This is a genomic window from Streptomyces sp. HUAS TT7 (assembly GCF_051550175.1).
In the GTDB taxonomy this organism is placed as follows: domain Bacteria; phylum Actinomycetota; class Actinomycetes; order Streptomycetales; family Streptomycetaceae; genus Streptomyces.
The window spans coordinates 1,375,594-1,401,073 of the sequence record NZ_CP196175.1; the positions used below are offsets into that span (position 1 = coordinate 1,375,594).

The window sequence follows — 25,480 nt, forward strand, 5'->3', positions numbered from 1 at the left end:
CGGCCATGACCGACGCCCCCCGGCGATGCTGCGATCATTTCAAGACACATAGAATAGTGATTGCTATCTTTTTTTTGGAGCCGAGGAAGCCTAGGCATAACCTGGGCGGCGCGCCTGCCCAGCCGGGACGGCTCTCAGGCCGCCGGGGCGGGCCGCCGCCCCCCTCGGGGCTCCAGGCCTGGGGGTGCACCTTCATCTCGGCATTGCAAGGGGGTGTGTCGTCGTCCCGGTGCGCCGGCGAGACGAGCCCCATGGAACGCGACGGACACTGGTGTGCCTGTCCGACGGAAGGTCAACTGGATGCAGGAGCGAGCTGCACGCACACGGCAGGCCTTGGTCCATGCCGCGGCCCGGGAGTTCGACGACAACGGGTACGCCGCTGCGTCCCTGACCGGCATCGGCAAGGCCGCGGGCACGTCAACGGGCGCCGTGACCTTCCACTTCACGTCGAAGGCGGCGCTGGCCGACGCGGTGCACGCCCAGGGCGTGGCAGTGACACGGCGCGCCCTGCAGCAGGTGGATCACCAGGCCGGCCCGCTGCGGTCGGCGATCGCCATGGCGGGCGCGGTGGTGCGATGTCTGGAGAACGACGTCGCGGTGCGCGCGGCGGCGCGTCTGGACCGGGATCGCGAGGACTGCCCGCCCAACTGGCGTGCCGTGTGGTCAACGGCCGTTGAGGAGGAGCTGGCCAAGGCGGCGGGCACGCCGTCGTGCGCGCCGGCCAACCCCTCCCTCGTCCTGGCGCTCGTCCTCTATCTCGTCCATGGGGCGGAGGCGAACGTGCGGGCGCAGCGGCGCGGGGGGGCGCCCGAGACCCGGGCCGGCAGTGTGTCGGACCTGCCCGGGACCCGGGCGGGCAGTGTGTCGGACCTGTTCACCCGGATGTGGGAGATGCTCCTGCCGGTGGTGGAGGGCCCGCCGTCGTCGTGAACTCCCCTGCCGCCGGCGGTGTCACACGGCGCTGCAGCCGCCGTCCACCGGGACTCCCGCTCCGGTCATGAACGACGCCTGCGGACCGCAGAGCCAGACGGCCACGCGGGCGATCTCCTCCGGCTCGGCGAGCCGCTTCTGGACCGCCCGTGCCACGGCGGCCTCCTCCAGTCCGGGCATCTCCTGCAGCGCCTGCTCGATGAGTTCGGTACGTGTGATGCCGACCATCAGCGCGTTGACCCGGATGTCCCGGTCGCCGTACTCGGCCGCGGCGGCCCGGGTCAGCCCGAGGACGGCGTGCTTGGCCGCCACATAGGGGGCTACGGCACCGGTGGCGAACTGGCCCGCGGTGCTGCAGGTGTTGACGATCGCCCCGCCCCTGCCCTGAGCGAGCATCACGGGTATCTGGTGGCGCAGGCAGTTCCACACGCCGCGCACATTGACATCCATGATCCGGTCATAGACGTCGTCCTCCAGCTCGTGCAGGGGCACGGCCGCCATGCCCCAGCCGGCGTTGTTGAACGCCGCGTCCAGCGAGCCGAACGTGTCCACAGCGGTGGCCACGGCCCGTTCCACGTCCGCCGGCACGGTGACATCGCCCGGCACGGGCACCGCCGTGCCGCCCTCCGCGGCGATGGACGCGGCCAGCTCCCGCAGCCGCTCCTCCCGCCGGGCCATCAGGACGACGTTCGCCCCTTGCGCGGCGAACAGCCGCGCGGCCGCCGCACCGATTCCGCTGGAGGCCCCGGTGACCATCACCGTCCTGCCACCGAGCTCCCCCAGGCCCCTCTCCACCGACATCTCCATCTCCATCTTCATCCCCCACCCCCGGTTCACCATGAACCGGTCATGCCCAGCACAGCACATCCCGGACCCGGAAATCATCCGGGACGGCACCCGACCGTCCCCGGACGATCCACCGGTCAGCCCCGCCTGCCGCGCTCCTGCCCGAACTCAAGGCGTGCCACGGCGCTCGGCACGGCGATCGACGGCAGCACGATCCGCCACATCTCCTCGATACGCTGCGGCAGGTCGGCCCGGCCCGACTCTATCGAGGAGTGCATCTGGGCGCCGGTACAGGCGTTGACGATCAGCCGTGCCACAGCCTCCACGTCGACAGCCTTGCGAACCTCCCGCCCGGCCTGTGCGGCGCGGAGGTCGCAGGCGATGATGTCCGCCCACTGCCGGTGCGAGTTCTCCTCCGGAGCGTTGAACTGCTCCTGTTCCATCACCAGGCGCGCGCCCGCGAACAGCACGGCGTCCTCAGCGAGTCCGTACGCCCAGGTCAGCGTGATGTCGACGGCATGCTGCAGACCCTCGGACTGATGCTCCGGCCGGACCCGGCCGGGCTGGGAGAGCACGATTTCCCGAGCGAGCTCCTCCTTCGACTTGAAATGGAAGTACATCGCTCCGAGCGTGAGCCCCGCCCTGTCCGCGATCTTCGAAACGCTCGCGCCCGCGAACCCGAGCTCCCCGAAGACCTCGGCCGCCGCCTGAACGAGCGCCTCCCTCGTCCGTACCGCACGCTCCTGCTTCACGGCTCGCTGCGCCATCCCGCCTCCTCCAAGTAAATGCTCGACAAAAAAAACAACGGGCACTATTTTATTTCTTGATCACGCTCGGCATCCAACCCTGCCCGTCAAGATCGAAGCAACTCTGGGGATCGAAGCAACTCTGGGGGGAGTAGCACCATGTCTCACAGCACTGCTGAAGCATCATCCACTCTTGAACCACCATCGATCACGTCGCCGCACGGACGCACCCACATCGCTCTCAAAGAGTGCGTCGGCAAGCGCGACCTGTCGGAGGTCTTCGTCGTCGACTGCCTGCACCTGTGCAGCAGCGAGCAGAACGTCACCGTCGAATGGCCGCCGGCGCACGACTTCTACACACCGACCCCGCAAGCCCACAGCCCCCTGCTCTTCACCGAGAGCGTGCGCCAAGCACTCGCCGTGTCCTGCCACACGGCGCACGACATACCCATGGACTACAGCCTGGGCTGGGAGCACCTGACCCTGGATGTGGTCGCCGACGCGCTGCGGACCACTGGACATCCGACCACTGTCCAATTACAGGTCATCCACTCGGCGATCAAGCGCCGCCGGCTGGGCTCGGTCCAGTTGGTCGCCCATGTGCAGGGCACCGTGGACGGCGTGTATGCGGGTTCTGCCGAGGTCCACTACAGCGCCCACCCGAGCAGCATCTACAACCGGCTCCGCGGCCCCTACGCCGATCGCGCCGTCTTCTTGAGGGCTGCCCCGCCCACTCCGCCCGTCGCTCCCGAGCGCGTGGGCCGCATGAACGCACGGGACGTGGTCCTGTCCCCCACCGGTGAGGCGGGCCGGTGGCAGATGCGGGTCGACACCAGTCACACCGTCCTCTACGACCACCCCCACGACCACATACCCGGCATGGTGCTCCTCGAAGCTGTGAGCCAGGCGGCCCAGGCGAGCCTCAAGGCACCCGCGACCCCGGTCGCCTTCGACACCACCTTCGATGGGTTCGTCGAGTTCGACGCGCCCTGCTGGCTCAACACCACCCCTCTGAGCCCTGATCTCCAAGGCCGTCCGCGCGTACTGATCGACGCACACCAGCGCGAACGGCGGGTCTTCAGCGCCACAGTGATACTGGCTCCCCACGGGGCCCGCTGAAGCACCGCCAGGCCTGAACTCCCGTCACAGCACCACGGGAGTCCAGGCCCGCTCGCGGCACACGTCCACCTGACATCCAGCGATGAACGCGCGGTTCATGACCTCCCAGAACGCGATGCTGCACCAGCGCCCTGGCCGCAGCCCTGGATGATGTACAGGCCGCGTACGAAGCTCTCGGGCTGAAACTCACCTACTACGCAAAAGAGCGAGTCGTGACCGTTGAGCCACAACCCGCTCTTCCTTCTATGTGCGTACGCACTGTGTCCGAGGGGCAACACGGGCCATAGGCGCACGCCGCTGGTCAGCGGCGAAATCGCGCTCGCGCGATGAGCCAAGCTTCGTCACGTGGCGCCCGGTACCTCACGGGCAGTGTTGCCCATTCTGTTCTGACATCGGTCACTTCACTCAGGCTGGGCGCTGGCCGACATCCTCCAATTCAGTGACGCCCTCGCCCCGTACTTCCGCCCCATCTCCGCCCGCCGGGGCCTGATGCGGCGCTAGTTCGCGGAGCAGCTGTAGGTGAAGTCATTGCTGCCCTGGTTGCCGTTCGGTCCGAACTGGACGAGGAGTTCGGCATCGAAGGCACCTCCGGGCACGGTGGAGGGCATCAGAAGGTAGTAGGTGTCGAAGCCGTTGTACTGGGTGCCCAGCAGCCACGCGCTCCATCCATGGGTACGTTCGTAGTACCCGCTGGCGAAGCCCGGGATCAGAGTGGGGTTGATGGTCGAGACGTCCACCGCACCGGTCCTGGTGCGGGTCACGGTGACCGCACCCGGATGACCTGCGCCGTCGAGCGTGCCGGACACCGTCCGCCACAGGGTGTTGCGGCTCCACTCCAGATGGGTCTCCGTACACGACAGTCGCTGACCGGCTGCTGGGGTGGTGGGTGCGCTGGCTGCGGCCGTCGCGGGCGACACGGTCGCTATGAGCGCCACAGTCGCAACGCCCAGGCCCGTAGCCTTCGCTGTGAGTCGCATAGCTCGTTTCTACTCCTGCCCGGGGCCATCCGATAGTGCCCCCCTTGATGAGCCGCGGGCCAGCACCGCGCCCCCTCGCCCAGTACCGGCCCAGGTGGCATACCGCCGCGGTCCAGAGCAGCGTCCCCGCCGTCCCCGAATGCCCCGGCCGGGTCAGCGAAACGGCCTGCCGACCGGGCCGGTTCACGGTCAGCCGCTCCACCACAGCAGTCGTACCCGCGACCTGTTCGCCCGCCCGGATAACACCGTCACCTCGATCGCAGAACTCCTCGACGTCTCCCGCGGTCGTTCGATGCATTGCCCGTCAGTGGACCCCCACGGCGTGATCGCGAATCTCGGTCGCGTGCCTCGCGGCCTTCGTGAGTTCACCGTCAGCCTTGGCTGCGTTGAGCTGCTTCCAGTTCGCGGCGCACACCTGGCAGCCGGGAGCAGGTGTGCAGTCCAGCAGCCAGGCCTCGAACCCCACCGGGAGTTCAACTGCTGCTTCCTGGGTGGTCTTGTGACGTGTGGCTGCCATCGTGTCTCCCCACCTCGCCGTGGCTTTCGGAGACGACCGTAGGAAGACCGAGCTAGGCGGCCCTGCAAATATTCTTGAACATTCTCCCGTGACATCCGAGGATGCCTCGACATTCCCCCGTGGCCACAGCCACCCTCTCCACCAGGGCTTCTGCGAGCGGACGAGGGGTGGATCGCATGGCACGTTGGTTGCGCTTCAACGGCACGGGCAGCGGGGGCACCGGATGCCCGTCGGTACATGGGGACCTGGACAGTCGGGAGGTAGTCGTTCACGGCCCGCCGCTGACTGACCCGGAGGACGTGGCTCAGCTCCAACATCTGTCGGAGGGTGAGGTCGCGGTGGTCGTGCCACATGAGCTGCTGGTGGACTGGGCACCGAAAGACGCCACCCGGGAGGCGAGGATCATCGACCTCGACGAGTTCGAGAACCTGTTCCGTGCGTTCAAGCACACCGCTTGGCGGCTGGAGACGCGTCGCCGCTACGCCAGTGACGAGGTCACCGACACCTACCGGCAGTTCCTGGAGACCGGCACCGCGGAGTGGGATCCCCAGGACCCGTACTGCGAACTGATCCGATCGCAGACGGCACAGGGCAAGCGAGTCGAGCGGGTGCGCATCGTGGACCAGCCGCCGACCACCGGTCAGCTCTACCTGCTCGACAACGCGAAGCGCAACAGCGCCCTGGGCGAGGACATCCGCAACTTGTGGCGCACGGATGCAGAACAGCTCCAACTCCCCGTCGAGGACTTCTGGTTGTTCGACAGCCGACTGGTGGCTCTCCTACGGTTCGATGATGACGATCAGCTCACTGACGTCGAGCTGATTACTGAACCAGCGGAGGTCGTCCGCTACTCCGTGGTCCGCGATGCCGCATGGCATCACTCCGTTCCGTACCGGGAGTTCGCGACCGGGCTGGACGCAGACGCCTAAGCGAGCAGACAGAATAGGTACCGGTGAGCACGGACTACCAGAAGGCACGCGAGGACCTGGGGCGCAGACTCCGGGAACTCCGAGTCGAGAGCCCGTACGGCCGTCTCACCGGTACGGCTTTGGCCCAGCAGCTTGGCTGGCCACAGTCCAAGATCAGCAAGCTGGAGAACGGCCGGCAGACTCCGGCACCCGAAGACCTCCGAGCCTGGGCTGAGGCCACGGGCCAGGCCGGCTCCTTCGATGTGACATCTTCGAGAGCTACGCCCCCCTGCAGAACTCGCCACGAGACGCAGAAGATGCGGTACGGGCCCGCATGAGGCGGCAGGAGTGGCTGTACCGGCCGGGTAAGCGGCTGAATCCGCTGATGTGGGAGGGAGCACTGCGGGCCCAGATCTGCCCGCCCGCCGTTCTGGTCTCTCAGCTCGACCGGCTGCTGGGCGTTGTGGGCATGGACACGGTCCACCTGGGGATCGTGCCGTGGGAGGCCCCCCTCAAACTTCCGCCCGCGAACGCATTTTGGATCTTCGACGACCGACTGGTAGTGACCGAGGACTGGCACGCCGAACTCTGGCTGGACGACGCCGACAGTCTCCGCCTCTACCAACGCCTCTGGACGACGCTCAGCGAAAGCGCAGTATTCGGCCCGGACGCCCAGAAGCTGATCAGCCGAGTGCGCCACAGCATCAAGACCTGATGGATCACGACCGACCAATTTCCTCGGTTCTCTTCGCCGTGTCAATGCGCCACTCGCGCCGTCACGAGGGCGAAGCCAGCACGGCCGAACCCACAGATGTTCTAGCGGTACCGGATGTACGGTCGGGAGAACAGCTGCCGGCCGACGGCCAGCATCATCTTCCCCTTCCACAGGCATCGGCGCGTCGATGTTCCCAAGCGTTCACCAGGCACGGTAATCATGCGCTACCTTCCTTTCGCGCTCGGTCTCCCTGAGCGCAGGCCACCGCCTGACTCGGGGACTTCGGCCTGCCATCATCCGGTTGGCTTGCACCATCATGAGCGCGATCCAGCTGTCACCCATCACAGCGGCCTGCAAATCGCACAGCCAATCGCACGCCATGCCCATGCCAAGAATAGTGAGTGGTTACGAAGTGAACATTGCGCGACGCCTGGGGGATTCGCCACGGGTTCGAGGATGCTTGAACGAGACGAACTGCCCGGATGTCTTCGAGCTGAGTACCGGTGACTTCGCTGTAATCGGCGAAGGCATGACGGACCGGCTTCGCGGCTTGCTGCCGGACGATGCGGGCGTCGGCCCCGGGGAGCACGTCGTAGTCGTACCCCGTGACGTCCTCATTAGGGCTCGTCGGGACATTCCTAAGACCTAGCGGGCGGACCCCTGAACGAGGGTGAGAGACGATAGTCACTCACCCTCGGGTTCAACCATTCCGTCGCAGCGGGGTCGCCGAAAGCGCTGCCTGGTACGCCCGCTCCACTATTTCCGAGAATTCCGCCTCAGCAGTGCCAGGCGGAATTTCCTGGGCTCGCGATATACGCAGGCTCTCCCAGAATTCTTGCCAGAGCTGGCTGGTGAAGAGATGCTGGAAGGACCCCTCGATCTGGGCAGTACTGTACCCAGTCTCGTAAGCCAGGAAGTGCAGCGATAGCACTTGGTTCATATACAGGTACTGCTTGTTCCTTAGCTCCGATCCCTCAGAGCTGTACGAGGGCCAGGTGGCCACGAGGTCGGGGTCATCCATCGCCATCTTGTGCAACGACATATGGAGACCCCGCATCAAGGCTTCCGAGGTGCGATGGAGCTCGCCGTTCGTCAGTCCGCTGACCTGGCACTGCTCTTGCAGAGACTCCTGTTGAGACCTCAATGCATCTCGGTGAAACTCCGCTTCGCGCATCTGGACACGGATAGCCCCGGCCATGTAGATGAGCACCGCGGTGGAACTCACTGCCGAAGCAGCACCCAGCGCCTGACCCGCGTTACTGCTGTCCTGGCTCTGAAGCCACGGAATGCGAACGAGTAACAGGCTCAGCGCGACGCACGAGCAGCAGGCTGCGAAGGTTGCAGAAATCGCAAGGGCAACCTGCTTTGCGCGGGTATTCACCGAAAGCTCACCCCCCTGGAATGGTGACCCGTGACAAGGTCTACAGAACTAGTATCCATCCATCGGGCGCCGTAAGCAGAAATAGATTCGGACGACTGCCGTCCATATTCGGGTGCCTTTACAGCGACACCTGAATGATTGCGGTCCCTGAGGTGCCTGCGTCCCGATACGTCGAATGTATTCGTACCGGTTAGAACTATGGCCGGGTGCGCGGTCGCACGAGCTGTGCCGGCGGGTAGCCGTGACCCAAATCGTGCTTCCCGTGCGACCGCCGTGCGCCCCCGCCTCGGATGACCAGCTCCCCGCGCGACGACCGAGGCGCCCTACGACGTCAGCTGAGGCAGTTCATCCAACTGCAGATGGTGCTGTCACCGCTGAGCCTCTTCAGCGTGGCCACCGGCCGGGTGACGGAGCAAGGGCCCACAACACGCGAGGCTCCCGGCCGCTGAGAGAGATGTTCGAAGCCTCAACTCACCGGCATGGGAGCCTTGTGGGTTCCATACGGTTCGCGGATTCACTGAGCCCTGGGAAGTCACTGTTACCGCATCTTGGCGGGGAGGCTTGCTCGCTGCCCAGAACTCAACCTGGCCGAATTGAATGAGCGGCGGCCCATAAATGATCCCCGAGTCCACTGCTCGGGCTGCGTGTGAAACTGCTCGCCATCCGCAACTTGCAGCGCGGATGCCGAACGGCTCCAACTCCCCGTCGAAGACTTCTAGTTGTTCGACAGCCGACTGGTGGCTCTAAAGTTTGCTACCGAGCCGGTGCGGCCCTCACGTAAATCCCCATCACCAGCCCCACCTTCTCCGCCCAGCCGTTCGACTGGTCGCACGGTTCGAAGGTGCGGGCGGCTGAGTGGAGGAGCGGTGGCTACACGTTCCCTGACCTGTACTGCCAGACGGCATGCTCCAGTCCGGCCTGGTCGTGCCCGAGAAGCGCAGCTGCTTCCTCGTACACGGCTCGCAGTTGCTCGTAGCGGAGCCCCGGGACACCGGCATCCGCGGCGAAGGCGCGCAGATGTACGTCGACGGCGACCTGCGAACGGCCGACAAGGTTGCCGATGTAGTCGATGGTCTTCGGTCCCACCCCCTTCCCCGTGCGCAGAGCGGCGCGATTGGCCTGGTGGTCGAGCCATGCGTGGAGATCCTCGCGGGTGTCGACCCCGTTGGCAGCCAGCAGGTCAGTGATGGCGTGTGCCGTCGCGACCTTCCCCGAGTGGTTGAAGTTCATGGCTGCGGCAAGGTCTTCTGTGGCGAGCCGCCTCTGGAAGCCGCAGACCGTCGCCGCATCGGGCCAGTCCGTTTGAAGCCGGAGAAGCCGCGGCCGGAGGGTCGCCTCGTAGTTGCAGCGGGCGTGGAAGCCGGCGTCGCAGATGACAGCGCCCATGTGGGTCCATCCGCCGGGCTTGGGAAACGGACCGTCGCCAAGGAGGTGCTGCACGTGGCCGGCGGTCAGGCGGCGGTTCGTAGCGCGGGGAGCACCTGAGGCCCTGGCTGAGCTGCTGCCTTCGGTGACGCGATCTGGTGTCACCTGGGCCGCATAACCGCCCTGGCCGACCGGTCCTTCTGCGGACCCGACGGCATCACCGAAGTCACCACCATGGCCACCGCCCACCTCAACGCCCGCGCCAAACCCTGGATCTGGAGCCGCCCGGCCCCACCAACGCGCGTCGAGGGCGACGATCTCGTCCACGTACAAGCCGTCATTTTCCCCAGGTTCCTCGGGCATACTCCGCAGAAGGGTCCCTGACCGCAGGGTGCCGGGTGAGCGAACGGCTGTCCGGGCCCGGCGCAGTCCCGTCCGCGGTTTCTCCGCCAGGCGTACGCCCGGTTGTTCGGCGCTCCGCCGGGAGTGCGCTCTGTCTCGCGCCACCATGCGCCACGTCGACTGTATGGCCAAGTCCAGTCACTCGGCGGACACTCCTACCACGCGGCACGCTCAGAACAGGCCCGAAATGGCGCCCAAATCTGCAACTGCCGCAACAGGAGAAGACACCACCGGGGATTCGACGGCACCTCAGCAGTTCGGTCCGACCCGTCGAGTCAGCCGTCGGCAGCACCGGTAGTTGCCGTGCCTGCGGCATCCGGTGGAGGCAGGGACGGGAGAGGGGGCACCAGTGGAGCCTTGTGCACCGTCGGTCTCCACGACACCACGGCAGCGCCGATCACCGTGGCCCTGACCGGGAGGGTGTCGGCCGACGTCGCCCGCATGGATCCGGCCACGCACCCCACGTGCCCGTCTGCGCGGCCGACCCGGGCCGGTGGCGCCGTCGGCACCCGCATGCCCACGTCGAGGGTGACCGTCGCGGGGTAATCACACGGGTCGCGACGTCGCCGGCCCGGACGGGCCGCGGGACGGCCCGGATACGGCGACATCGCAGCCGCCGACATTCGCGGGGCGCGGCCCGGCCGGGGCACGCCACATCGTCACACCACTACTCCTTCAGATCAGGAGGGCGTCCATGCGACATTTCGTCACGATGGTCATCACGGTGGCCGCGACCGTGGTCTTCAGCGGCGTGTCGGCCCCTTCGGTACCGGCCGCACCGCTCGCCCGGGGCTGTTCGGGCTCGCCCGCGCCCGGCGGCGACTGGCCGATGTACGGGAGGGACTACACCAATTCACGTACGCAGCAGGACGAGAAGGACCTCCCGCCAGTGCGGGCCGCCACGCTCGCACCACGCTGGGTCTACGACACCGGCAACCGGGCGCAGGTGGTGGGTTACGAGGACATCGCCAGCACGCCCGTCGTCGCGCGGGGATGCGTCTTCTTCGGCGACGCGGCCGGTGACGTGGCCGCCCTGGACGCGGACAGCGGCCGCCGGGTGTGGCGCACGCACATCGATGTGCCCGTCGGCCAGACGGGCACCCGGTCGGGAGTGGTCGTCTCGACGGTCGCCGTCGACGGGCAGCAGGTGTTCGTGGCGGTGAACAAGGTGGGCGGGCCGTATGTGCTGGCGCTGGACGCGGCGACCGGGAGCCGGTTGTGGCAGAGCCCGCCGCTGGACTCGCAGCCCGGCGGCTACACCAACGCCAGTCCGATCGTGTACCGCGGGGCCGTCATCGTGGGCTTCTCCGGCCCGGAGGGAGTGCCCACCGGCCAGGGAGGGTTCACGGTTCTGCGGGAGTCCGACGGCCAACTCCTCAAGCACACCTACACGATCCCGGAAGCCGACCAGGCGGCTGGTTACGCGGGTGGCGGGATATGGAGTACGCCCGCGGTGGACACGGCGACCGGATACGCCTACGTGGGGACCGGCAATCCGTTCAGCAAGCAACAGGAACACCCGCGGACCAACGCGATCCTGAAGATCGATCTGATCCCGGGCAGCCCGACGTTCGCCACCATCGCCGCCTCCTACAAGGGACTCATCGACCAGTACGCCCCGATCGTGCGTGATCTGGCGCGGCCGACGTGCATGCTGCTGCCGGAGAACCCGACCTTCCCGCCGTTCCCGCCGTTCCTCCCCCCGCTCCAGGAAGCGCGCGACAGCATCGCCTGCCTGCAACAGGACCTGGACTTCGGCGCGGCACCGAACCTGCTGCGCGGCCCGACCGGCGAACTGCTCGTCGGCGAACTGCAGAAATCGGGTATCTACCACGTCGTACGGGCGGACTCGATGGAAGCCGAGCGCCGGATACTGCTCGGTGTCGGCTGCCTGGTCTGCAACGGCGCCTCCACCGCACATGACCCGGTGACCGGCCAGGTGTACGCCGACGTCTCCCCGGGCACGCTGATGGCCGCCTTCAAACCGGACGCGAGCACCGCCACCTGGGTCTCGCCCGTCGCGGACGGCATCCACTACCAGCCGGTCGCCGTCGCGGACGGGGTCGCCTACACGGCGGACTCGACCGGCTTCCTCGACGCCTACGACGCAACGACCGGGATCTTGGTCCTGCGCCGGTCGCTGGCCGCCGACGGCGCACCCGACGCCGTGGCCGCACTGGCGAGCAACGGTGTCTCCATCGCCCACCACACCGTGTACGTCGCCGCCGGAAGCCGGATCATCGCCTACCGACCGCTCCTTTCCCTGTGACCACACGCCGTGCCCTAGCCTCGATCCTTCACTTTGAGTGAGATGGCAGTGTTGATCGTCAACTTGCGGGAGTCCGGGCTGGTTTCATGGTCTGGGCATGCCGGATGGCCAGTGCGGTGACTGGCGTCTCCGAGGTCCTTCTGGTCGTGAGTGTGCAGGACGTCTAGGTCATCCGGCGGGTCGGGGGCAGGGCTGCGAACCGGCGGAAGGCTGTAGCCAGTTCGTTTCTCCAGGGCCTGGTTGCAGAGATGCGCAGGTGGAGGCGGCGACCGCCGCGGGTGTGGCGGGCAGCGTCGTGCGGGAGCCGGTAGCGGAGCTTCCTCGGCCCGGCGGTGGTGAGTTCGCCGTCCAGCAGCAGAAGCCTCGTCCAGGCGAGCAGGTCGGCGGCGGCCAGGGACAGCTCCAGCCAGACGGTGTTGATGCCGAACTGGCGGGAGGGGAAGCGGCCGAGGCCGGTGTCCTTGCCGCAGCGGATGCGGTCCTCAAGGCGCAAGCCGTAAGGCACACATAGCCGACTCTGTGGCGGGGGATGTCCCGGTCGTAGGGGTGGACGGCTTGTGAAACTCCCTGAGGCACCCCCGTTGCGGTGTCCGGGGCAAAGTGGCTGGCGGCCCTGCCGGCGGCGGAACGCCTACCCCGGACACTCTCCTTGGCGTGTTCACGAGAACGGACGTGGCGAGGGTTGTTTCCAGGTGACGAAGGTTCCAGCCGCTCCCTGCACGTCGGACGGGCTGAGGGTGGTGTCGGGCTTGGCGGACACCAGGCCAACGTAGTCGTGGGTCCCTGCCGTGTGCCGGGTGACCGAGACGTGGCAGATCGTCCCCGCACCGCAGAGTGCGAGGTAGACCTGGTCCGTCTGGTCGAAGACGCTGATCCAGTAGGGGCCCGCCGCGACATCCATATTGGTCTCCGCGGTGAGCGTTACATACTGGCCCTCGGCCGGCTCCCGGGCCGAGGCCAGGAGCGTCAGCCAGCGTGACCCGACCGGCTGTGGACCCGCGCCCGCCGCGGGTTTGGGAACGATCCGGGGGCCTGCGGCCGGGTCGTAGGCATCACCGGGCACACTCCCGAGAGGACCCGGCTGCCCCGCGCGAACAACCGGTGCGCTCATCCCCGCGCCTGGTGACGTCTCTTGCGAGACGGCAGGAACAGCACCTGACACAATGACCATGACCATGGCCGGCAACACGACAGCCGCCCTGCGCGCTCGCACCGTTGCCCTCATGCCCCGCACTCCCTACTGTCAGCTGCTGCCCCATCATGGACTGCAGCACGCCGCCGCACAGCAACACCTTCCCCGGCGTTCGGGTGAAACGGGCCGGGCCCCACACACCGAAAGTGGCGGTGCGCCCGTCGCGAAACGCACGAGTCACCGATCCCGGGAAGAACCGAGAAGGCGGCCGCGACGAGCCGTTGGCCGAGCGGACCGAGGTCACGTGCGTCACGTACGCCCCCACGAAGGGCAGCTCCGGGTGCGTCCTTCGATCGGGCGGACTACACCCCCTGACAGCACGGCAGTTGGTGATCGGGGGCAGTTCCGCAGTGTCGTCATCATCCTAAATCTGGGGGGACCTTTGATGTCCGTGCGCCATGTGACCGTCACCGCGCTCTCGCTGCTGCTGGCCGCATCGGTGGCGGGGCGGTCAAGCGGTAAACCGTCCGACGGCGCGAAACATCCCGAAGCGCCGTCGAGCACGGCCCGGAACCCGGCTCCAGCCTGCGGCGCCCCAGCCGCGCTGCCGTACGGACCCGGCCCGCAGACGAAGTACACCGTGCAAGCCCAGCCCGCCCCGGGCAGCTGCACCTACCGGTACCCGGCGGACAAGCAGCCGCTGCCGGACCCGAAGTGCACCCCCGGCGCGCTCAACCCGAAAGTGACACAGGCGACGTTGAAGGAGACGGTCTGCACGTCCGGGTACACAGCCACGATCCGCCCACCGTTCTGCGTCACCGGACCGGAGAAGACCGCCAACGCCAAGTCGTACAGCTACACCGGCCCCATCGGCGACGCCGGATATGACCGCCTAATCTCCCTGGTTCTCGGCGGCGATCCAGACGACCCGCGCAACATCTGGGTCGAGCCTCCGTCGCCGAACCACAAGCCCGGCGGCGGCACCAACAACCCCAAGGACAGCGTCGAAGCCAAACTCTCCACCGCAGTCTGCTCCGGCAAGGTCCAACTCGCGGCAGCACAGAACGCCATCGCGACCGACTGGTACAACGGCACTGGCCAAACTCGGCCTCACATAGGACCCCGGTCAAGGGAATGAAGAGCGCAGGAGTCCCGGGGAGCGGTCAGGCGCCTCCGAGACTCTGCACGTGCAGCCATCGGCAGACCACAGCGACCACTGACCACGGCACCCGCTATCGAACTCCGCACACCTTCACCGCGCTCAACGCCGCTCGCGGCGACCTGATCGACGCGTACGCAGCGGTGCGCGCCCCGCTGCCGCACCTGCCCGACTACGCCGTCACCGCCTTCGGCGAGCGCCTGGACCGGCACGGCGCCGACCCGGATTCGTGGCCGTCCGCGTGCGCGGACGGCCATCCGATCGGCTATGCCTGCGGCAACACGATCGAGGACAGCAACCGATACTGGCAGCGGACTGCCCGGCGCCGACGGAGGAGTACACCGTCCTGCCTGCCATGGCGCTCAGAAGATCGGGGTGCGGCCCGGGGCGCGGAAGACTGGCACAGCGCGGCGCATGCTCGACGCCCTGCTCGCCAGCCACCCTGAACCCTACGTAACGCTCGGTAAACGCGGCCGCCGGAGACGGGAAAGTCCACCAACTCTACCTACCGGTCGTGGGGCACGAGGACATCGGGCAGAGCCAGCCCTCACCCGCCTCGCCCCTCCTCACCTCGATGATCCGTCCTGCCCGCTGACCGGCCCATCGCCACGGCCCGCTCCCCGAGGGGTGCGGGCCGTGGGCCATCAAGCCGGGCGGAGGCGCCGATTACGCGGTGCCGCAGTCCTGCAGATCTCCCGTGGACTCCCTGATGTCCAGGTCCCATACATACCCGACCGTGTTCGCCCACTGGACGCCGTTGCGGCCCGGCCGCTCAATACCGAGAACCAAGCGCTTGCCGTTGTTGTCGGTGATCTTGCAGACCCCGGCGACATCGTCACCGGCCCACGCCGTCCCCACCTGCCCCGTGGACAGGCCAGGACCGGCGTACAGGGCGGTGTCCCTGCTGGGGGTGACTCGGCGGCCGTAGCCGTCGCAGCTCGGCAGGTCGGCGGTGTCACCGATGACGTCGTCATCCCACACGTAGCCTGCGGTGTTCGCCCACTGCACCCCGTTGCGGCCCGGCCGCTCAATACCCAGGAGCAGGCGCTTGCCGTTGTTGTCGGTGACCCGGCAGATCGCGGCGAAGTTGTCACCCGCCCACACCGTCCCGGTGCGCGGGGTGCTCAGCCCGGGACCCGAGTACAGGCCGGTGTCGACGGCGGTGTGCACCTCCCGTCCGGCCCCACTGGCGGTGGACGGTGTTGCTGAGGCCGGGGCGGCGGCGGTCCCCAGCAGCGCGGCGCACGACAGGGCCGCAACGGCCAGTGGCCTGGTAGCTCGCATGATGTTTTCCCTCCCGCCCGGGGTGGTCGTCCCGGGCAACAGGCAAGAGCCTGAGGGAACGGTGAGGCTGCGGGAACAGAGGTGACGCACGTTGGCCAGAACGCGTGAGTGGATACGCCGTCATGCGGAGCATCTCTCCAACGGGTCCCGCCCGCCGCAGGTCTGGACCAAGCTGCGCCAAGCGGAACCGCCCCGACTCTCCCACCCGTGCCCCTACTTGGCGGATTCCGGCCGCCCTCACCGCAGAACGCAGCCCGCCCCTCGCCGCCCTCCCGTGTGACCTGCGGATACGGCCGGTTAGGGTCCGGCTATGGACACCGTCATAGCCATCGCCCTCCTGAACACGTTCGCGTTGTCCGCGTTCGCCTGCGGGCGCCTGGCCGTACGGGTCGTACACCGCGCCCCGCGCTGGGTGTACTTCCTGGCCCCGCCCGCCCTCACCGTGGCCTCGGGCTACGGGGTGGTGTGGCTGTTGTTCTGGCCGTCCTACTACGGAGGCCTGTTCCTGGTCGTCTGGTGGGCTGTGGCGCTCTTCGGCACCATCACCGGCTGGACCTGCCCCGGGCCGCGCCGCGGCGTACGGGCCTGCCTCAAGGCCGCTGGCTGGCGGAAGGCCTCCCGGCCGGCGCGGGTCTAGGACGACACGATCCGCACCACGTCCCGGAGGATTTTCCAGTTCTTCATCCGGGAGAGGACGCGCTCGACGCGGGCCCGGGCCTTGCGATGGACCTTGTTGTCGGTCTCCTGCTCGTCGGTCAGTTCACCACCTGCCGGGCGCCGGTGCGGGATCAGGCAGGTAGAACGCCGGTTTCCAATGAGCCCAGCTCCTTTGAAGGGACGGGCTGAGCTGGTGCTCTACCGGATGGGTGTGCGTGGCCCGGATCCCCGCCGGGCGAGCACCGCAGGTGGCCGCGGCAGCCGTGATCAGGATCGCTTGGAAGGCCGTTGCCGGGGAGTCCAGGCCGGCCGGCATGACTCAAGGGATCACATGCCACTCGTGAACCCGCAGGCTGGTACTGCTGGGGTCGTCCCTCGCAGGGGAGCCACACCCATACGGAGTCCTGAGCCGGATCACTGCTGACCGGTCAACTGCCCACCGGTTCAGCAGAATTCCGCCTTCACGATGTTGGTGTCGACGCTGTCGGGCACGCCCCAGTCGGCGTTGAGGTTGAAGGCAAGGGTGTGCAGGCCGTCCTCGGTGGTGACGGCCCCGGAAAGCGAGCCGAGCCAGCCGCCGTCGTGCCCCCAGACCCGCACCCCGCAGTCGGTCGTGTACGTGGCGATGCCCAGACCGTAGCGGTACCCGGGTTTCTGCGGGTGCGGAATGGTCGTCTTCATCTCGGCGAGCTGCTCGGCGGGCAGCAGTTCACCGCGGATCAGGGCGCTGTAGAAGCGGTTCAGGTCCGCGGCGGTGGAGATGATGTCGCCGTCGCCCCAGGACTGGGAGGCGTTCTGCCGGGTGACGTCGTAGATCTTCGTCGCGTCGGGATCGGCGCTCAGTGTGGAGTAGGCCCGGCTGCTCGGCTTCGGCACGTCCACGGAATTGCCGGGCAGAACGGTGCCGCGCAGCCCGAGCGGCTCGATGATGCGGGTGCGGACCTCGTCCTCGTAGCTGCGGCCGCCGACCCTCTCCATGATCAGGGCGGACAGGACATAGTTGGTGTTGGAGTAGCCGTACCGGGCGCCGGGCTCGAAGCTCGGCCGGTGCGACAGGGCGGTCCGCACGGCCAGATCGGGCGTCACCGTGTCATAGCGGTGCCGGAGGAAACCCGGGGCCTCGACGTACTTCTTCAGGTAGCCGGGATCCGCAAGGTAGTCGTAGATCCCACTCGTGTGGTTGAGCAGCTGCCGTACGGAAATCCTCCGCCCGTCGTTGCCGTTGCCGCGCACCACGCCGGGCAGCCAGCGCTCCACCCTGTCGTCGAGACCGACCTTCCCCTCCGCCTCCTGCTGCAACAGCACGGTCGCCACAAACGTCTTGGTCATACTGGCGACACGGAAGCGGTCATCGACACCGCGCGGCTGACCCGTCGCGCGGTCGCCGACCCCCGACGTACTCCGCCAGACCCCCTTACGGTCCCTCGCCTGCGCCGTAATCCCGGGAATCCCGGCCTTCACTATCGTGTCCATGACCCGCTGGGTGGCCCGATGCCCCTCACCCCGCGCCGTACCACCCGACGACGCTGCCCCGGCGGGGGCGGCAAACGCGCTGACGACGACGGCTCCGGCAACCAGTGCCACCGCTGCCCTGCGCGCCATCCAACGAGCTGCCATGCCTCGCTCCTTACGGATCCTTGCCCTTACGGGACACGGCGCTCGCCGCTGCCCCGGCAAGCGCCGGAGCGCAGCATCAACACCCTTCGCACACAAGAGACTTCACGGCAGCCGCGTTGGTTGAGCCGCACTGCGTTCCGGCGGCCGTGGCGGCGCCGGACGGGGAAGTCCACGCTGTCCTCAGTGAGTGGGGCTCCGACAGGTCTGGGCAGATCATGTTGCTGTGTGCTGGCCCGTGCGCGGGAGCGGGTGGTGGCAGGTGGTGCAGATACGGGTCCAGCACCTCAGCCCGTCCCCGCAAAGGAGCTGCACCCATCGCAGCTGGCCTTCGTCGGCGGTACGCAGTTGCGAGGTGAGTTGCCGGTCAGGACTCGACATCAGCCTTCTCTTTTTCACCCGGTTCCCGAGTCCTCTTCGCCGCTTTGTGCGGCACCAGCCCTGTCGAGGCATCTTCCGGCAAAGCCCAGCGCCGCAGACTCAACCGGGCGGCGACCGCCAGGCCAACGCCGCCCTCTACCGGATCGTCCTCAGCCGCCTGCGCCGGGCGGGCCCTTCCCAGAACTACATGCAGCGGCGCCTCACGGAGGGCAAGACCAAGCGCGAGATCATCCGCTGTCTCATTGGGGAAGTATCGATGCTGCGGCCCAACCCATGGGCCGTGATTCCCCGGTGAGTGTCGGGGGACGGCCTCGTTGCCGTGCCGCGCTCGACGGCCAGTTTGAGTATTGCCGCCCCTGACACGCCGAGGCCCCAGACCGGCGTCAAGGACATGCCCCACCGAGGGCCGAACAATGAGGAACCGGCAGCCGGGTCTCGTCACCTGCGGAGTCAACCAGCAACTCCGGCAGAAGGGACGAGATTGATGTTCGTCGGATGGGACTGGGCCAGCGCCAGCCACGACGTGACCGTCATTGACGACCGCGGCATCGTGATCGACCACTGGGCCTTCCAGCACAGCGAAGACGACCTTTCGGCCGCCTTGGCCCGACTGTCCAGCCACGGCACCCCGGCTGAACTGCCCGTCATCATCGAACGTTCCAGTGGGCTGGTCGTCGACCGCTTGCTCGAGGCCGGACACCCGGTCGTGCCCGTCCACCCCACCGCATTTCACGCCGCCCGACCTCGATGGGGCGCCTCCGGCGCCAAATCCGATCCCGGCGACAGCTACAAACTCGCCGACTACCTACGCACCGACGGCCACCGCCTGCGCCGCCTCGTGCCTGTCGACAGCGGCCTGCGAGAACTCCAAGCCCTCGTGCGCCTGCGCGACGATCACGTTCGTGCACGCACCGCCGCCGGCAACCAGCTCGGCGCTCTGCTCGAACAGCACTGGCCCGGACCCAAGAACCTGTTCTGCTCGCTCGTCTCCGACATCGCCCTGAACTTCCTGACCGACTACCCCACCCCGCAGTCCGCCGCCCGACTCGGCGAAGCCCGCATGGCCGCCTTCTGCAAGCGCCATGCCTACCGCGGCGGCAAGTCCGCATCCGCACTGCTGGCCCGGCTCCGCTCTGCTCCCGTCGCCCCCGTCAACCTCCCCGCCGACGTCCTCACTGCGCTCATCACCGCGCAAGTCCAGCTCCTGCGCAGCCTGCAGACGACCATCGCCCAGCTCGAGACGACCATCAAAGACCGCCTCGCCAGGCACCCGCGCACCGTCCTTCTTGCCGAGCTGCCCGGCGTGGGCACCATCAACCTCGCACAGCTGCTCGCCGAGGTCGGCCCGGTCCTTGACCGCGTCGAGTCCGCCGAACAAGCCGCCGCCGAGTGCGGAGCCGCACCAGTGACCAAGGCATCAGGGAAAACACGCGGCGTCTACTTCCGGTGGGCCGCCAACACACGCGCCCGCAAGGCCATCACTGCCTTCGCTCACAACTCCCGCATGCAATCACCCTGGGCCGCCAGCCTCTACGCAAACGCCCGCGCACGCGGAAAACGCAACCCTCACGCCACCCGGATCGTCGCCCGCGCATGGCTCCGTGTCATATGGGCTTGCTGGCACAACGCCACCCCTTACGACCCCTACAGCCACCCCGCTGCCCAACGCCTCACAGCCCCCTGACTTGACTCAGAGGACTCAAACGGTACGTCGCCCGAGAGATCTACCGGCTCATTGTCCCCGCAAACCCGACGGCAGATCCCACAGGACCAGCCCGAGACGCGACTTGACATCCATAGGGGCATCAAACTCAACGAACAGCAACTCGCCGACCTCGGCATCGACTGGGCGTAGGCCGTCAGGGTGAGCGCAGCCGCGGCCAGTCGTTGAACCGGCAGGTCAAGAACGCCGTCGCCACCGGCAGACCTCTCGACCTCTACCGCCCCGTCTAACAAACCACCGCTAGTAGACCACGCGTTGGTACCGGAGTTCGGTGAGGGTGACGCCGTCGTAGACGTCGTCCTGAGTGTGCCCGTCGGCCCGGTACCCGGCCCGCTCATAGAACTGGCGAGCGTTGTGGTTGTCGCTGAGGACCCACAGGACCATGGCTTGAAACCCCTGGCTCTCCATATGGGCATGAGCCTCGCTGAGTAGAGCTTGACCGATGCCCCGCCGAGTTACGGCCGGGTGGACGTAGCAGGGCATGGATCTCGCCTGTACGCACGCAGGAACCTGGACTCGGGACGGTCCGAAGTTGATCCATCCCACGGGGCGTCGGCATCGACGGCGACCAGAAGCGACGCCAGGCAGCGACGGGAGGGTACGCCGGGATCGCCCCTTCCGTACTTGCACCATCACCCCACCGTAAGAGCACAGCCGAGACCCGCCCCGCCGCATCGACGACAGCAGGAGCCAACAGCAATTTTCAGGAGTGGTCCACACTCATGATCAGTGATCTGCAGATTGCATGAATGCCCGGTGATGCCGACCACCGCACTGCCCCACTTCGAGGTCTTTCAGACGTGAGAGCTCCGCAGAATGATCTCCCACCACGCCCTCACTGCGGACAGGGCGGTCATGGCCCGGGCTGCCGGGCCACCCGGGATGCGTTCCCAGGCTGCCATGGCCAGGACGGCACTGCCGACCGTGATTCCGGCTCTGACCGTCTCGGACAAGTCAGGCGTAGGGCGCCCGCCGACCCACTGCGCGACGCCTGCAACGACAGCCGGCGCGCCTTCGGGGCCGACCCCGCCACGAACGCGGACGCGGACGCGGACCTAAGGGCTATCGCCGAGCGGGCCAGCCTCTGCCACCTTCCTCGACGAGAAGGCGCTGAGGGGGCCCGCAGCGCACGCCTGCCCCTTACAGCGACAACGGGGCGCCAAACTAGGCTATTTCAGCATCTATACCGCCACTCTAGGCCGTAGCGTCGCCGGGAGAGGCAGCAGCGAGCGGGCCCTCCCGACGCAGGAGGGTCCGCTCCGGGGGCTTCTTGGCGGAGCTAGTGCTTGTACCCGTGCTGCACGTCCAGGCACAGCGCCCAGACGTCGGTGTAGCTATTCGGGGCGGGCGATCCCCCGCTGTGGGCGGCGGCCGTCCAGGACTCCGGGCTGGAGCTGCCGTCGCCGACCGGGGTGCCGTCGGGGTCGCTGGGGTAGCTGCCGTTGAGGTGGGGGCCGCCCGAACCTGCCTTGGTGAAGTCGGTCGTGTTCACGTTGCCTCCGCTGATGGCGGCGCCCCCGCTGACCAGTTCACCGTCCCCGTCCTCGCGGGAGCAGCCGGCCGTCGCCTGCTGTCCCGTGGCGGCCTTGTCCGGGCCGCTCACCTCGCTGAAGTGGACGGTCGTGGAGACGTGCTTCAGGTTGCTGTCGTCCCCGCTGCAGATCGCGTAGGCGTAGGTCATGTTGTTCTCGCCGCGTCCGCCGCCGATCCCTCCGACCGCCGTCCAGGAGTCGGGGTCTCTCTCGCCGTCGTCCGCGGCAATCTTGCCGAAGTGGTGCTCGGCATCGTTGAAGGTGGGGAAGCCGGCGATCGGCTTGAGGCTGCCGACGCTGGCCGGGGTGGTCCTGGCGCCGCCGCCTATCAGGACCGTGCCGTTGGGGCAGGTCGCCGTCACGAGGCGGTCCGACAGCCCGCTGGTGGGTCCGGTGATCTTGTTCATGACCACCTGGGTGTGCCTGATCAGATTGCTGTGGAGGCACATCGCGTAGGGGGTGGTGGAGAAGGAGGGGCTGCTGTGGCTCCCGCTTCCGCCGAACGCCAGCCAGTGCGTGGCGTCGGTGCCGACGATCCCGGGCGTGTCGGTGTACTCGGTGGTGCCGTCGGCACTGGGCGCCATGCCCATCACGTGGTTGCCGTTGGAGCTCTGGTCGTTCCCGATGGCCTGGTCGGCCCCGCCGCCGGAGACGAGGCCGCCGGAGCAGTCCGCGTGCGAGGAGACCCCGGTGAAGGGGGTCGCGGGGCCGATGGTGGCTCCGGGAGTGGTCACGGTCACACCGGCGGTCTTGGCGTGTGCGCTTCCGGGCACCGCCACGGTCAGTAGGGCCGCCAGGAGCAACGCCTTGCCCGTGGCGGCGCGTCGTAGGGTTTTCTTCCTCATCGGATTCTCCATCTTGTTCCAAAGGTGATCCGCGGGCGGGCGCGGGCGTGCCCGGTACCACACCCGCCGGCGGATCTGTGGTGCCGCTGGCTCAGACAGCCCGCGGCTCGGACAACCGCCGGCTCAGACTCCGTCGTTGGCGCACAGCGCCCAGGTCTCGGAGTGGGTGCCCGCCGAGGCCTGTCCCCCGGTGTGCGTGGAGGCCGTCCAGTACGCCGCCGTGGTGGTCCCGTCGCTGACCGGGGTGCCGCCGGAGTCGCTGGGGAAGCTGCCGTTGAGGTGGTCGCCGCCCGAACCGGGGCCGGTGAAGTCGGTGGTCGTCACGCTTCCTCCGCTGATCGCGGCGCCCCCGCTGACCAGGTTCCCGTCCCCGGTGCCGCAGCCGACGGTCGCCGTCTGGCCGGTGCTTCCCATGGTCGGGCCGGACACATCGGTGAGGCGGACCTTGACGGTCGCGCTGCTGATGTTGATGCCGGTTCCGCTGCAGATCGCGTAGGCGTAGGTCTCGTTGCTGGTGTTGCCGGTGCCGGCGTCCCATCCGACGGCGGACCAGGAGTCGGGGTTGGTGTCTCCGTCGGCCGCGGCCTTCTTGCCGAAGTCGTGTGCGGCGTCGTTGAAGGTGGGGAAGCTGCCGATCACCTTGAAGTTGCCGACGCTGGCCGGGGTGGTCCGGGCGCCGCCGCCGATCAGACGGGTGTTGGCCGGACACGTCGCCGTAACGATGCCCACCGTCGCCGCGGTGGTGGGTGCGTTGACCTTGTTCATGACGACCTGGGTGTGGTTGATCAGGTTGCTGGTGAAGCACATCGCGTAAGGGGTGGTGGAGAAGGACGAGTTGACCTGACCCCCGCTTCCGCCGATGGCCAGCCAGCGGGTCACGTCGGTGCCGACGACCCCGGGCGTGCCGGTGTACTCGGTGGTGCCGTCGGCACTGGGCGCCGTGCCCATCACGTGGTTGCCATTCACCCCCGCGCCGGTGCCAATGGCCTGGTTGATCCCGCCGCCGGAGACGAGGCCTGACGCACAGTCCGCGTGGGTCGATATCTCGGAGTCGATGCCGGACGGCCCGCTGGTGGCCCCGGGGGTCTTCACGGTCACCGCCACGGTGTTGGCGTAGGCGGTCCCCGGCAATGCCAGGGCCATTACGGCACCCAGGAGCAGTGTCCTGCCCGCGGCGAAACGGCGCAGAAGTCCTGTGTTCATGTGGATCTCCCCATCTGACGGGCGATAGGCGATAAGCGACAGGCGATGAAGGCAGCACGGCGCGGTACGGAGCGGTATCCGGAAGGGGGCACGGGCGCCGTCGGTGCGGAAGTGACACGGCATCACAACGGCTGTCTGCCTCGCGGATGTACGCCGCTCAGGGGCAGACCCGAGGGTCGGACCGGCCTTTTCGCCACCCTGTCCCGAGCAGCGCATGCGGACTCTAACAGCCATTGGGACTCGCATCTACATAGGAGTTCAGCAATCTTGAGTGGCAGATGCAGATCTGCAGGATGTGACTTCCCAGTAGCCGAGGAGCCCCCAAGTCCCGTCCCTGAACGCGAAGACGCCCGCCCCAGGACGGGGCGGGCGTCTTCGCATACAGCGGAGTTCGACCTTGCGTTCGCGGGCCTGGTTGGCGAAGGCCGCCAGCCAGCGGTGACGGCCTGGCGGTCATCCGGCAGGTAGCCGACGACCCGTCCGAAGGCGTTCTAGTACTGCGCGGCGATCACGGCCGGTGTGAGGTCACCCAGCATGGTTGTCCTGAGGTCGTCTTGCAGGACGTCTTCAACGCCCCTCCGGCCAGCACCGATTGGTCGACTCCAGGATCGCGCGAGTATCCCCACAGTAGGTCCGGTAACGGCCATCAGACCCACCGTGCGGCACAGCTCTCGGTAGCTGTGCCGCGCGCAATGGGTCTGCCGAAGCTCGTACCGCGCCCAGCTCAATCAAACTCGCATGAGACGTGGCTCCCCGGGCCCCGGTGATGATCGCGAAATGGATCAAGTACCGGATCATCAACACCGAACGCCAGGACTGGCTGCGCGGCTACGACGCCGCGGCCCGCTACCGGGAGCGTGAGGGCGATCTGGAAGTGCGCTTCGAACGCCTCGAAGGCGCCTACCCCTTGGGGCGGTGGCTCTCCGACCAGCGGCGCGCCCTGCGGGCCGGGCGAATACCCAGCAAGCTGGCCGACAATCTGGAAGCGCTCGGGGTCGTATGGGACACCGCCGACGCCCAGTTCGCCGAGAACCTCGCGGGCGGCGCGCCCGCCTCTTCCTCACCCACCACCGCTGACGCCCCTCGCCGGAGCCGGTGGGAGACTCCTGCGGTGACCACCCTGGATGACACCACCCGCACGTCGCTGCTCCGCCGGGGCTTCGCCCTGGAGTACGCCACGCTGGGCTGGAACGTGATCGGCATCGTGGTGCTGGCCATCGCCGCCGTCTCCGCACGCTCCGTGGCGCTGGCCGGGTTCGGCCTGGACTCCCTCATCGAGATCGGCGCCTCCACCGTGGTGATCTGGGAACTGTCCGGTACCGGCGAGGACCGGCAACGCCGCGCACTGCGGATGATCGGATTCGCATTCGCCGCCCTGGCCGTGTACCTGCTGGTGCAGTCCACCCTCGTGCTGGTCACGGCCTACCACCCGGGCCACTCCGCCCTCGGCATCGCCTGGACAGCCATCACCGCCGCGGCGATGTTCACCCTCGCCCACGGCAAGACCCGCACCGGCGCCGCCCTGGACAACCCGGTCCTCAGGACCGAGGGACGCGTCACCCTGATCGACGGCATCCTCGCCTCAGCCGTCCTGCTCGGCCTCACCCTCAACGCCACACTGGGCTGGTGGTGGGCCGACCCCGCCGCCGGCTACGTCCTCGTCTACTACGCCGTGCGCGAGTGCCGCGAGATCTTCACCGGCGATCACTGACCGCGCGGCGGCCGTTGCACGGTCAGCCCGACTGGCCTCCGGGGCGGGAGGCAAACGCCGTGACGGCCCCGCCCCGGTTCAACTCCCGGAGCCCCTCCCGAGCGCGTGGCGCCGCTCGTCCGAA

Annotated in this window: 21 protein-coding genes and 4 pseudogenes; 11 read left to right on the top strand and 14 right to left on the bottom strand. The window is 67.8% G+C overall.

Annotated elements, in window-relative coordinates; translation table 11 throughout:
* Positions 1 to 300 precede the first annotated feature (300 nt).
* Complete coding sequence (locus ACSHXC_RS05975; RefSeq protein WP_438290555.1) at positions 301 to 930, top strand: TetR family transcriptional regulator; 630 nt, start codon at positions 301 to 303, stop codon at positions 928 to 930.
* Between the two features lie 21 nt (positions 931 to 951).
* Here the strand turns inward: ACSHXC_RS05975 and ACSHXC_RS05980 are convergent, their stop codons facing one another.
* Together ACSHXC_RS05980 and ACSHXC_RS05985 are read right to left on the bottom strand one after the other, a co-directional pair.
* Positions 952 to 1,686, bottom strand: a complete 735-nt coding sequence (locus ACSHXC_RS05980) for an SDR family NAD(P)-dependent oxidoreductase (RefSeq protein ID WP_438296452.1) — start codon at positions 1,684 to 1,686, stop codon at positions 952 to 954.
* Between the two features lie 167 nt (positions 1,687 to 1,853).
* Positions 1,854 to 2,483 (bottom strand): ScbR family autoregulator-binding transcription factor, encoded by a 630-nt coding sequence (locus ACSHXC_RS05985; protein WP_438290556.1) that lies wholly within the window; start codon positions 2,481 to 2,483, stop codon positions 1,854 to 1,856.
* A 138-nt stretch (positions 2,484 to 2,621) separates the two neighbouring features.
* Between ACSHXC_RS05985 and ACSHXC_RS05990 the strand changes: the two genes are divergently transcribed.
* Positions 2,622 to 3,581, top strand: coding sequence for a ScbA/BarX family gamma-butyrolactone biosynthesis protein (locus ACSHXC_RS05990; RefSeq protein ID WP_438290557.1), 960 nt, complete (start codon positions 2,622 to 2,624; stop codon positions 3,579 to 3,581).
* A 497-nt stretch (positions 3,582 to 4,078) separates the two neighbouring features.
* Here the strand turns inward: ACSHXC_RS05990 and ACSHXC_RS05995 are convergent, their stop codons facing one another.
* Together ACSHXC_RS05995 and ACSHXC_RS06000 are read right to left on the bottom strand one after the other, a co-directional pair.
* On the bottom strand, positions 4,079 to 4,558 hold the full coding sequence (locus ACSHXC_RS05995) for a hypothetical protein (protein WP_438290558.1): 480 nt from the start codon (positions 4,556 to 4,558) through the stop codon (positions 4,079 to 4,081).
* A gap of 304 nt (positions 4,559 to 4,862) precedes the next feature.
* Positions 4,863 to 5,075 carry a hypothetical protein gene (locus tag ACSHXC_RS06000; protein ID WP_438290559.1) on the bottom strand — a complete coding sequence of 71 codons (213 nt, stop codon included), beginning with the start codon at positions 5,073 to 5,075 and terminating at the stop codon, positions 4,863 to 4,865.
* A 176-nt stretch (positions 5,076 to 5,251) separates the two neighbouring features.
* Between ACSHXC_RS06000 and ACSHXC_RS06005 the strand changes: the two genes are divergently transcribed.
* Entirely contained in the window at positions 5,252 to 6,004 is a 753-nt protein-coding gene (locus ACSHXC_RS06005; protein WP_438290560.1) for a DUF6879 family protein, read from the top strand.
* 23 nt (positions 6,005 to 6,027) lie between these two features.
* Positions 6,028 to 6,698 (top strand): annotated as a pseudogene (locus tag ACSHXC_RS06010) (Scr1 family TA system antitoxin-like transcriptional regulator).
* A gap of 700 nt (positions 6,699 to 7,398) precedes the next feature.
* On the opposite strand, the gene ACSHXC_RS06015 reads toward ACSHXC_RS06010, so the two are convergent.
* Together ACSHXC_RS06015 and ACSHXC_RS06020 are read right to left on the bottom strand one after the other, a co-directional pair.
* Complete coding sequence (locus ACSHXC_RS06015; protein ID WP_438290561.1) at positions 7,399 to 8,079, bottom strand: DUF6082 family protein; 681 nt, start codon at positions 8,077 to 8,079, stop codon at positions 7,399 to 7,401.
* 870 nt (positions 8,080 to 8,949) lie between these two features.
* Positions 8,950 to 9,771 (bottom strand): hypothetical protein, encoded by an 822-nt coding sequence (locus ACSHXC_RS06020; protein WP_438290562.1) that lies wholly within the window; start codon positions 9,769 to 9,771, stop codon positions 8,950 to 8,952.
* 769 nt (positions 9,772 to 10,540) lie between these two features.
* On the opposite strand from ACSHXC_RS06020, the gene ACSHXC_RS06025 reads away from it, so the two are divergent.
* A complete protein-coding gene (locus tag ACSHXC_RS06025; protein ID WP_438290563.1) occupies positions 10,541 to 12,115 on the top strand; it encodes an outer membrane protein assembly factor BamB family protein in 1,575 nt (524 codons plus the stop codon).
* 163 nt (positions 12,116 to 12,278) lie between these two features.
* Here ACSHXC_RS06025 and ACSHXC_RS06030 read toward each other — a convergent pair.
* Positions 12,279 to 12,605 (bottom strand): annotated as a pseudogene (locus ACSHXC_RS06030) (transposase); the annotation flags it as partial.
* A gap of 168 nt (positions 12,606 to 12,773) precedes the next feature.
* Positions 12,774 to 13,178 carry a hypothetical protein gene (locus ACSHXC_RS06035; RefSeq protein ID WP_438290564.1) on the bottom strand — a complete coding sequence of 135 codons (405 nt, stop codon included), beginning with the start codon at positions 13,176 to 13,178 and terminating at the stop codon, positions 12,774 to 12,776.
* 514 nt (positions 13,179 to 13,692) lie between these two features.
* Here ACSHXC_RS06035 and ACSHXC_RS06040 point away from each other — a divergent pair.
* Together ACSHXC_RS06040 and ACSHXC_RS06045 are read left to right on the top strand one after the other, a co-directional pair.
* A complete protein-coding gene (locus tag ACSHXC_RS06040; protein WP_438290565.1) occupies positions 13,693 to 14,385 on the top strand; it encodes a hypothetical protein in 693 nt (230 codons plus the stop codon).
* Between the two features lie 78 nt (positions 14,386 to 14,463).
* Positions 14,464 to 15,001, top strand: a pseudogene (locus ACSHXC_RS06045) (GNAT family N-acetyltransferase).
* Positions 15,002 to 15,072: 71 nt separating this feature from the next.
* Here ACSHXC_RS06045 and ACSHXC_RS06050 read toward each other — a convergent pair.
* Positions 15,073 to 15,690, bottom strand: coding sequence for a hypothetical protein (locus ACSHXC_RS06050; protein WP_438290566.1), 618 nt, complete (start codon positions 15,688 to 15,690; stop codon positions 15,073 to 15,075).
* Positions 15,691 to 16,000: 310 nt separating this feature from the next.
* On the opposite strand from ACSHXC_RS06050, the gene ACSHXC_RS06055 reads away from it, so the two are divergent.
* Positions 16,001 to 16,327, top strand: coding sequence for a hypothetical protein (locus ACSHXC_RS06055; protein ID WP_438290567.1), 327 nt, complete (start codon positions 16,001 to 16,003; stop codon positions 16,325 to 16,327).
* On the opposite strand, the gene ACSHXC_RS06060 is transcribed toward ACSHXC_RS06055, so the two are convergent.
* Positions 16,324 to 16,506, bottom strand: coding sequence for a transposase family protein (locus ACSHXC_RS06060; RefSeq protein WP_438296454.1), 183 nt, complete (start codon positions 16,504 to 16,506; stop codon positions 16,324 to 16,326). The genes ACSHXC_RS06055 and ACSHXC_RS06060 overlap by 4 nt on opposite strands.
* A 285-nt stretch (positions 16,507 to 16,791) precedes the next feature.
* Positions 16,792 to 17,964, bottom strand: a complete 1,173-nt coding sequence (locus tag ACSHXC_RS06065) for a serine hydrolase domain-containing protein (RefSeq protein WP_438290568.1) — start codon at positions 17,962 to 17,964, stop codon at positions 16,792 to 16,794.
* Positions 17,965 to 18,362: 398 nt separating this feature from the next.
* Here ACSHXC_RS06065 and ACSHXC_RS06070 point away from each other — a divergent pair.
* Together ACSHXC_RS06070 and ACSHXC_RS06075 are read left to right on the top strand one after the other, a co-directional pair.
* Positions 18,363 to 18,583: pseudogene (locus ACSHXC_RS06070) on the top strand (transposase); the annotation flags it as partial.
* Positions 18,584 to 18,826: 243 nt separating this feature from the next.
* Positions 18,827 to 20,026 carry an IS110 family transposase gene (locus ACSHXC_RS06075; protein ID WP_438290569.1) on the top strand — a complete coding sequence of 400 codons (1,200 nt, stop codon included), beginning with the start codon at positions 18,827 to 18,829 and terminating at the stop codon, positions 20,024 to 20,026.
* A gap of 279 nt (positions 20,027 to 20,305) precedes the next feature.
* Here the strand turns inward: ACSHXC_RS06075 and ACSHXC_RS06080 are convergent, their stop codons facing one another.
* From ACSHXC_RS06080 to ACSHXC_RS06090, 3 genes are all read right to left on the bottom strand, one after another.
* Positions 20,306 to 20,740: an N-acetyltransferase family protein gene (locus ACSHXC_RS06080; RefSeq protein ID WP_438296455.1), complete on the bottom strand. Its 435-nt coding sequence runs from the start codon at positions 20,738 to 20,740 to the stop codon at positions 20,306 to 20,308.
* Positions 20,741 to 21,344: 604 nt separating this feature from the next.
* Positions 21,345 to 22,442, bottom strand: coding sequence for a hypothetical protein (locus ACSHXC_RS06085; protein WP_438290570.1), 1,098 nt, complete (start codon positions 22,440 to 22,442; stop codon positions 21,345 to 21,347).
* 123 nt (positions 22,443 to 22,565) lie between these two features.
* Positions 22,566 to 23,645, bottom strand: coding sequence for a hypothetical protein (locus tag ACSHXC_RS06090; protein WP_438290571.1), 1,080 nt, complete (start codon positions 23,643 to 23,645; stop codon positions 22,566 to 22,568).
* A 745-nt stretch (positions 23,646 to 24,390) separates the two neighbouring features.
* Here ACSHXC_RS06090 and ACSHXC_RS06095 point away from each other — a divergent pair.
* Positions 24,391 to 25,356, top strand: a complete 966-nt coding sequence (locus tag ACSHXC_RS06095) for a Helicase associated domain protein (protein WP_438290572.1) — start codon at positions 24,391 to 24,393, stop codon at positions 25,354 to 25,356.
* The last annotated feature ends 124 nt before the right edge of the window (positions 25,357 to 25,480 follow it).

What these genes read in the sequence shown, in the direction of transcription:
- ACSHXC_RS05995 (WP_438290558.1), bottom strand. Translation starts at nt 4,558, where the DNA reads ATGCGACTCACAGCGAAGGCTACGGGCCTGGGCGTTGCGACTGTGGCG.
- ACSHXC_RS06050 (WP_438290566.1), bottom strand. Translation starts at nt 15,690, where the DNA reads ATGCGAGCTACCAGGCCACTGGCCGTTGCGGCCCTGTCGTGCGCCGCG.
- ACSHXC_RS05975 (WP_438290555.1), top strand. Translation starts at nt 301, where the DNA reads ATGCAGGAGCGAGCTGCACGCACACGGCAGGCCTTGGTCCATGCCGCG.
- ACSHXC_RS06005 (WP_438290560.1), top strand. Translation starts at nt 5,252, where the DNA reads ATGGCACGTTGGTTGCGCTTCAACGGCACGGGCAGCGGGGGCACCGGA.
- ACSHXC_RS05985 (WP_438290556.1), bottom strand. Translation starts at nt 2,483, where the DNA reads ATGGCGCAGCGAGCCGTGAAGCAGGAGCGTGCGGTACGGACGAGGGAG.
- ACSHXC_RS06055 (WP_438290567.1), top strand. Translation starts at nt 16,001, where the DNA reads ATGGACACCGTCATAGCCATCGCCCTCCTGAACACGTTCGCGTTGTCC.
- ACSHXC_RS06090 (WP_438290571.1), bottom strand. Translation starts at nt 23,645, where the DNA reads ATGAACACAGGACTTCTGCGCCGTTTCGCCGCGGGCAGGACACTGCTC.
- ACSHXC_RS06065 (WP_438290568.1), bottom strand. Translation starts at nt 17,964, where the DNA reads ATGGCAGCTCGTTGGATGGCGCGCAGGGCAGCGGTGGCACTGGTTGCC.
- ACSHXC_RS06085 (WP_438290570.1), bottom strand. Translation starts at nt 22,442, where the DNA reads ATGAGGAAGAAAACCCTACGACGCGCCGCCACGGGCAAGGCGTTGCTC.
- ACSHXC_RS06025 (WP_438290563.1), top strand. Translation starts at nt 10,541, where the DNA reads ATGCGACATTTCGTCACGATGGTCATCACGGTGGCCGCGACCGTGGTC.
- ACSHXC_RS05990 (WP_438290557.1), top strand. Translation starts at nt 2,622, where the DNA reads ATGTCTCACAGCACTGCTGAAGCATCATCCACTCTTGAACCACCATCG.
- ACSHXC_RS06075 (WP_438290569.1), top strand. Translation starts at nt 18,827, where the DNA reads ATGTTCGTCGGATGGGACTGGGCCAGCGCCAGCCACGACGTGACCGTC.
- ACSHXC_RS05980 (WP_438296452.1), bottom strand. Translation starts at nt 1,686, where the DNA reads ATGGTCACCGGGGCCTCCAGCGGAATCGGTGCGGCGGCCGCGCGGCTG.
- ACSHXC_RS06080 (WP_438296455.1), bottom strand. Translation starts at nt 20,740, where the DNA reads ATGCGGCGGGGCGGGTCTCGGCTGTGCTCTTACGGTGGGGTGATGGTG.
- ACSHXC_RS06040 (WP_438290565.1), top strand. Translation starts at nt 13,693, where the DNA reads ATGTCCGTGCGCCATGTGACCGTCACCGCGCTCTCGCTGCTGCTGGCC.
- ACSHXC_RS06000 (WP_438290559.1), bottom strand. Translation starts at nt 5,075, where the DNA reads ATGGCAGCCACACGTCACAAGACCACCCAGGAAGCAGCAGTTGAACTC.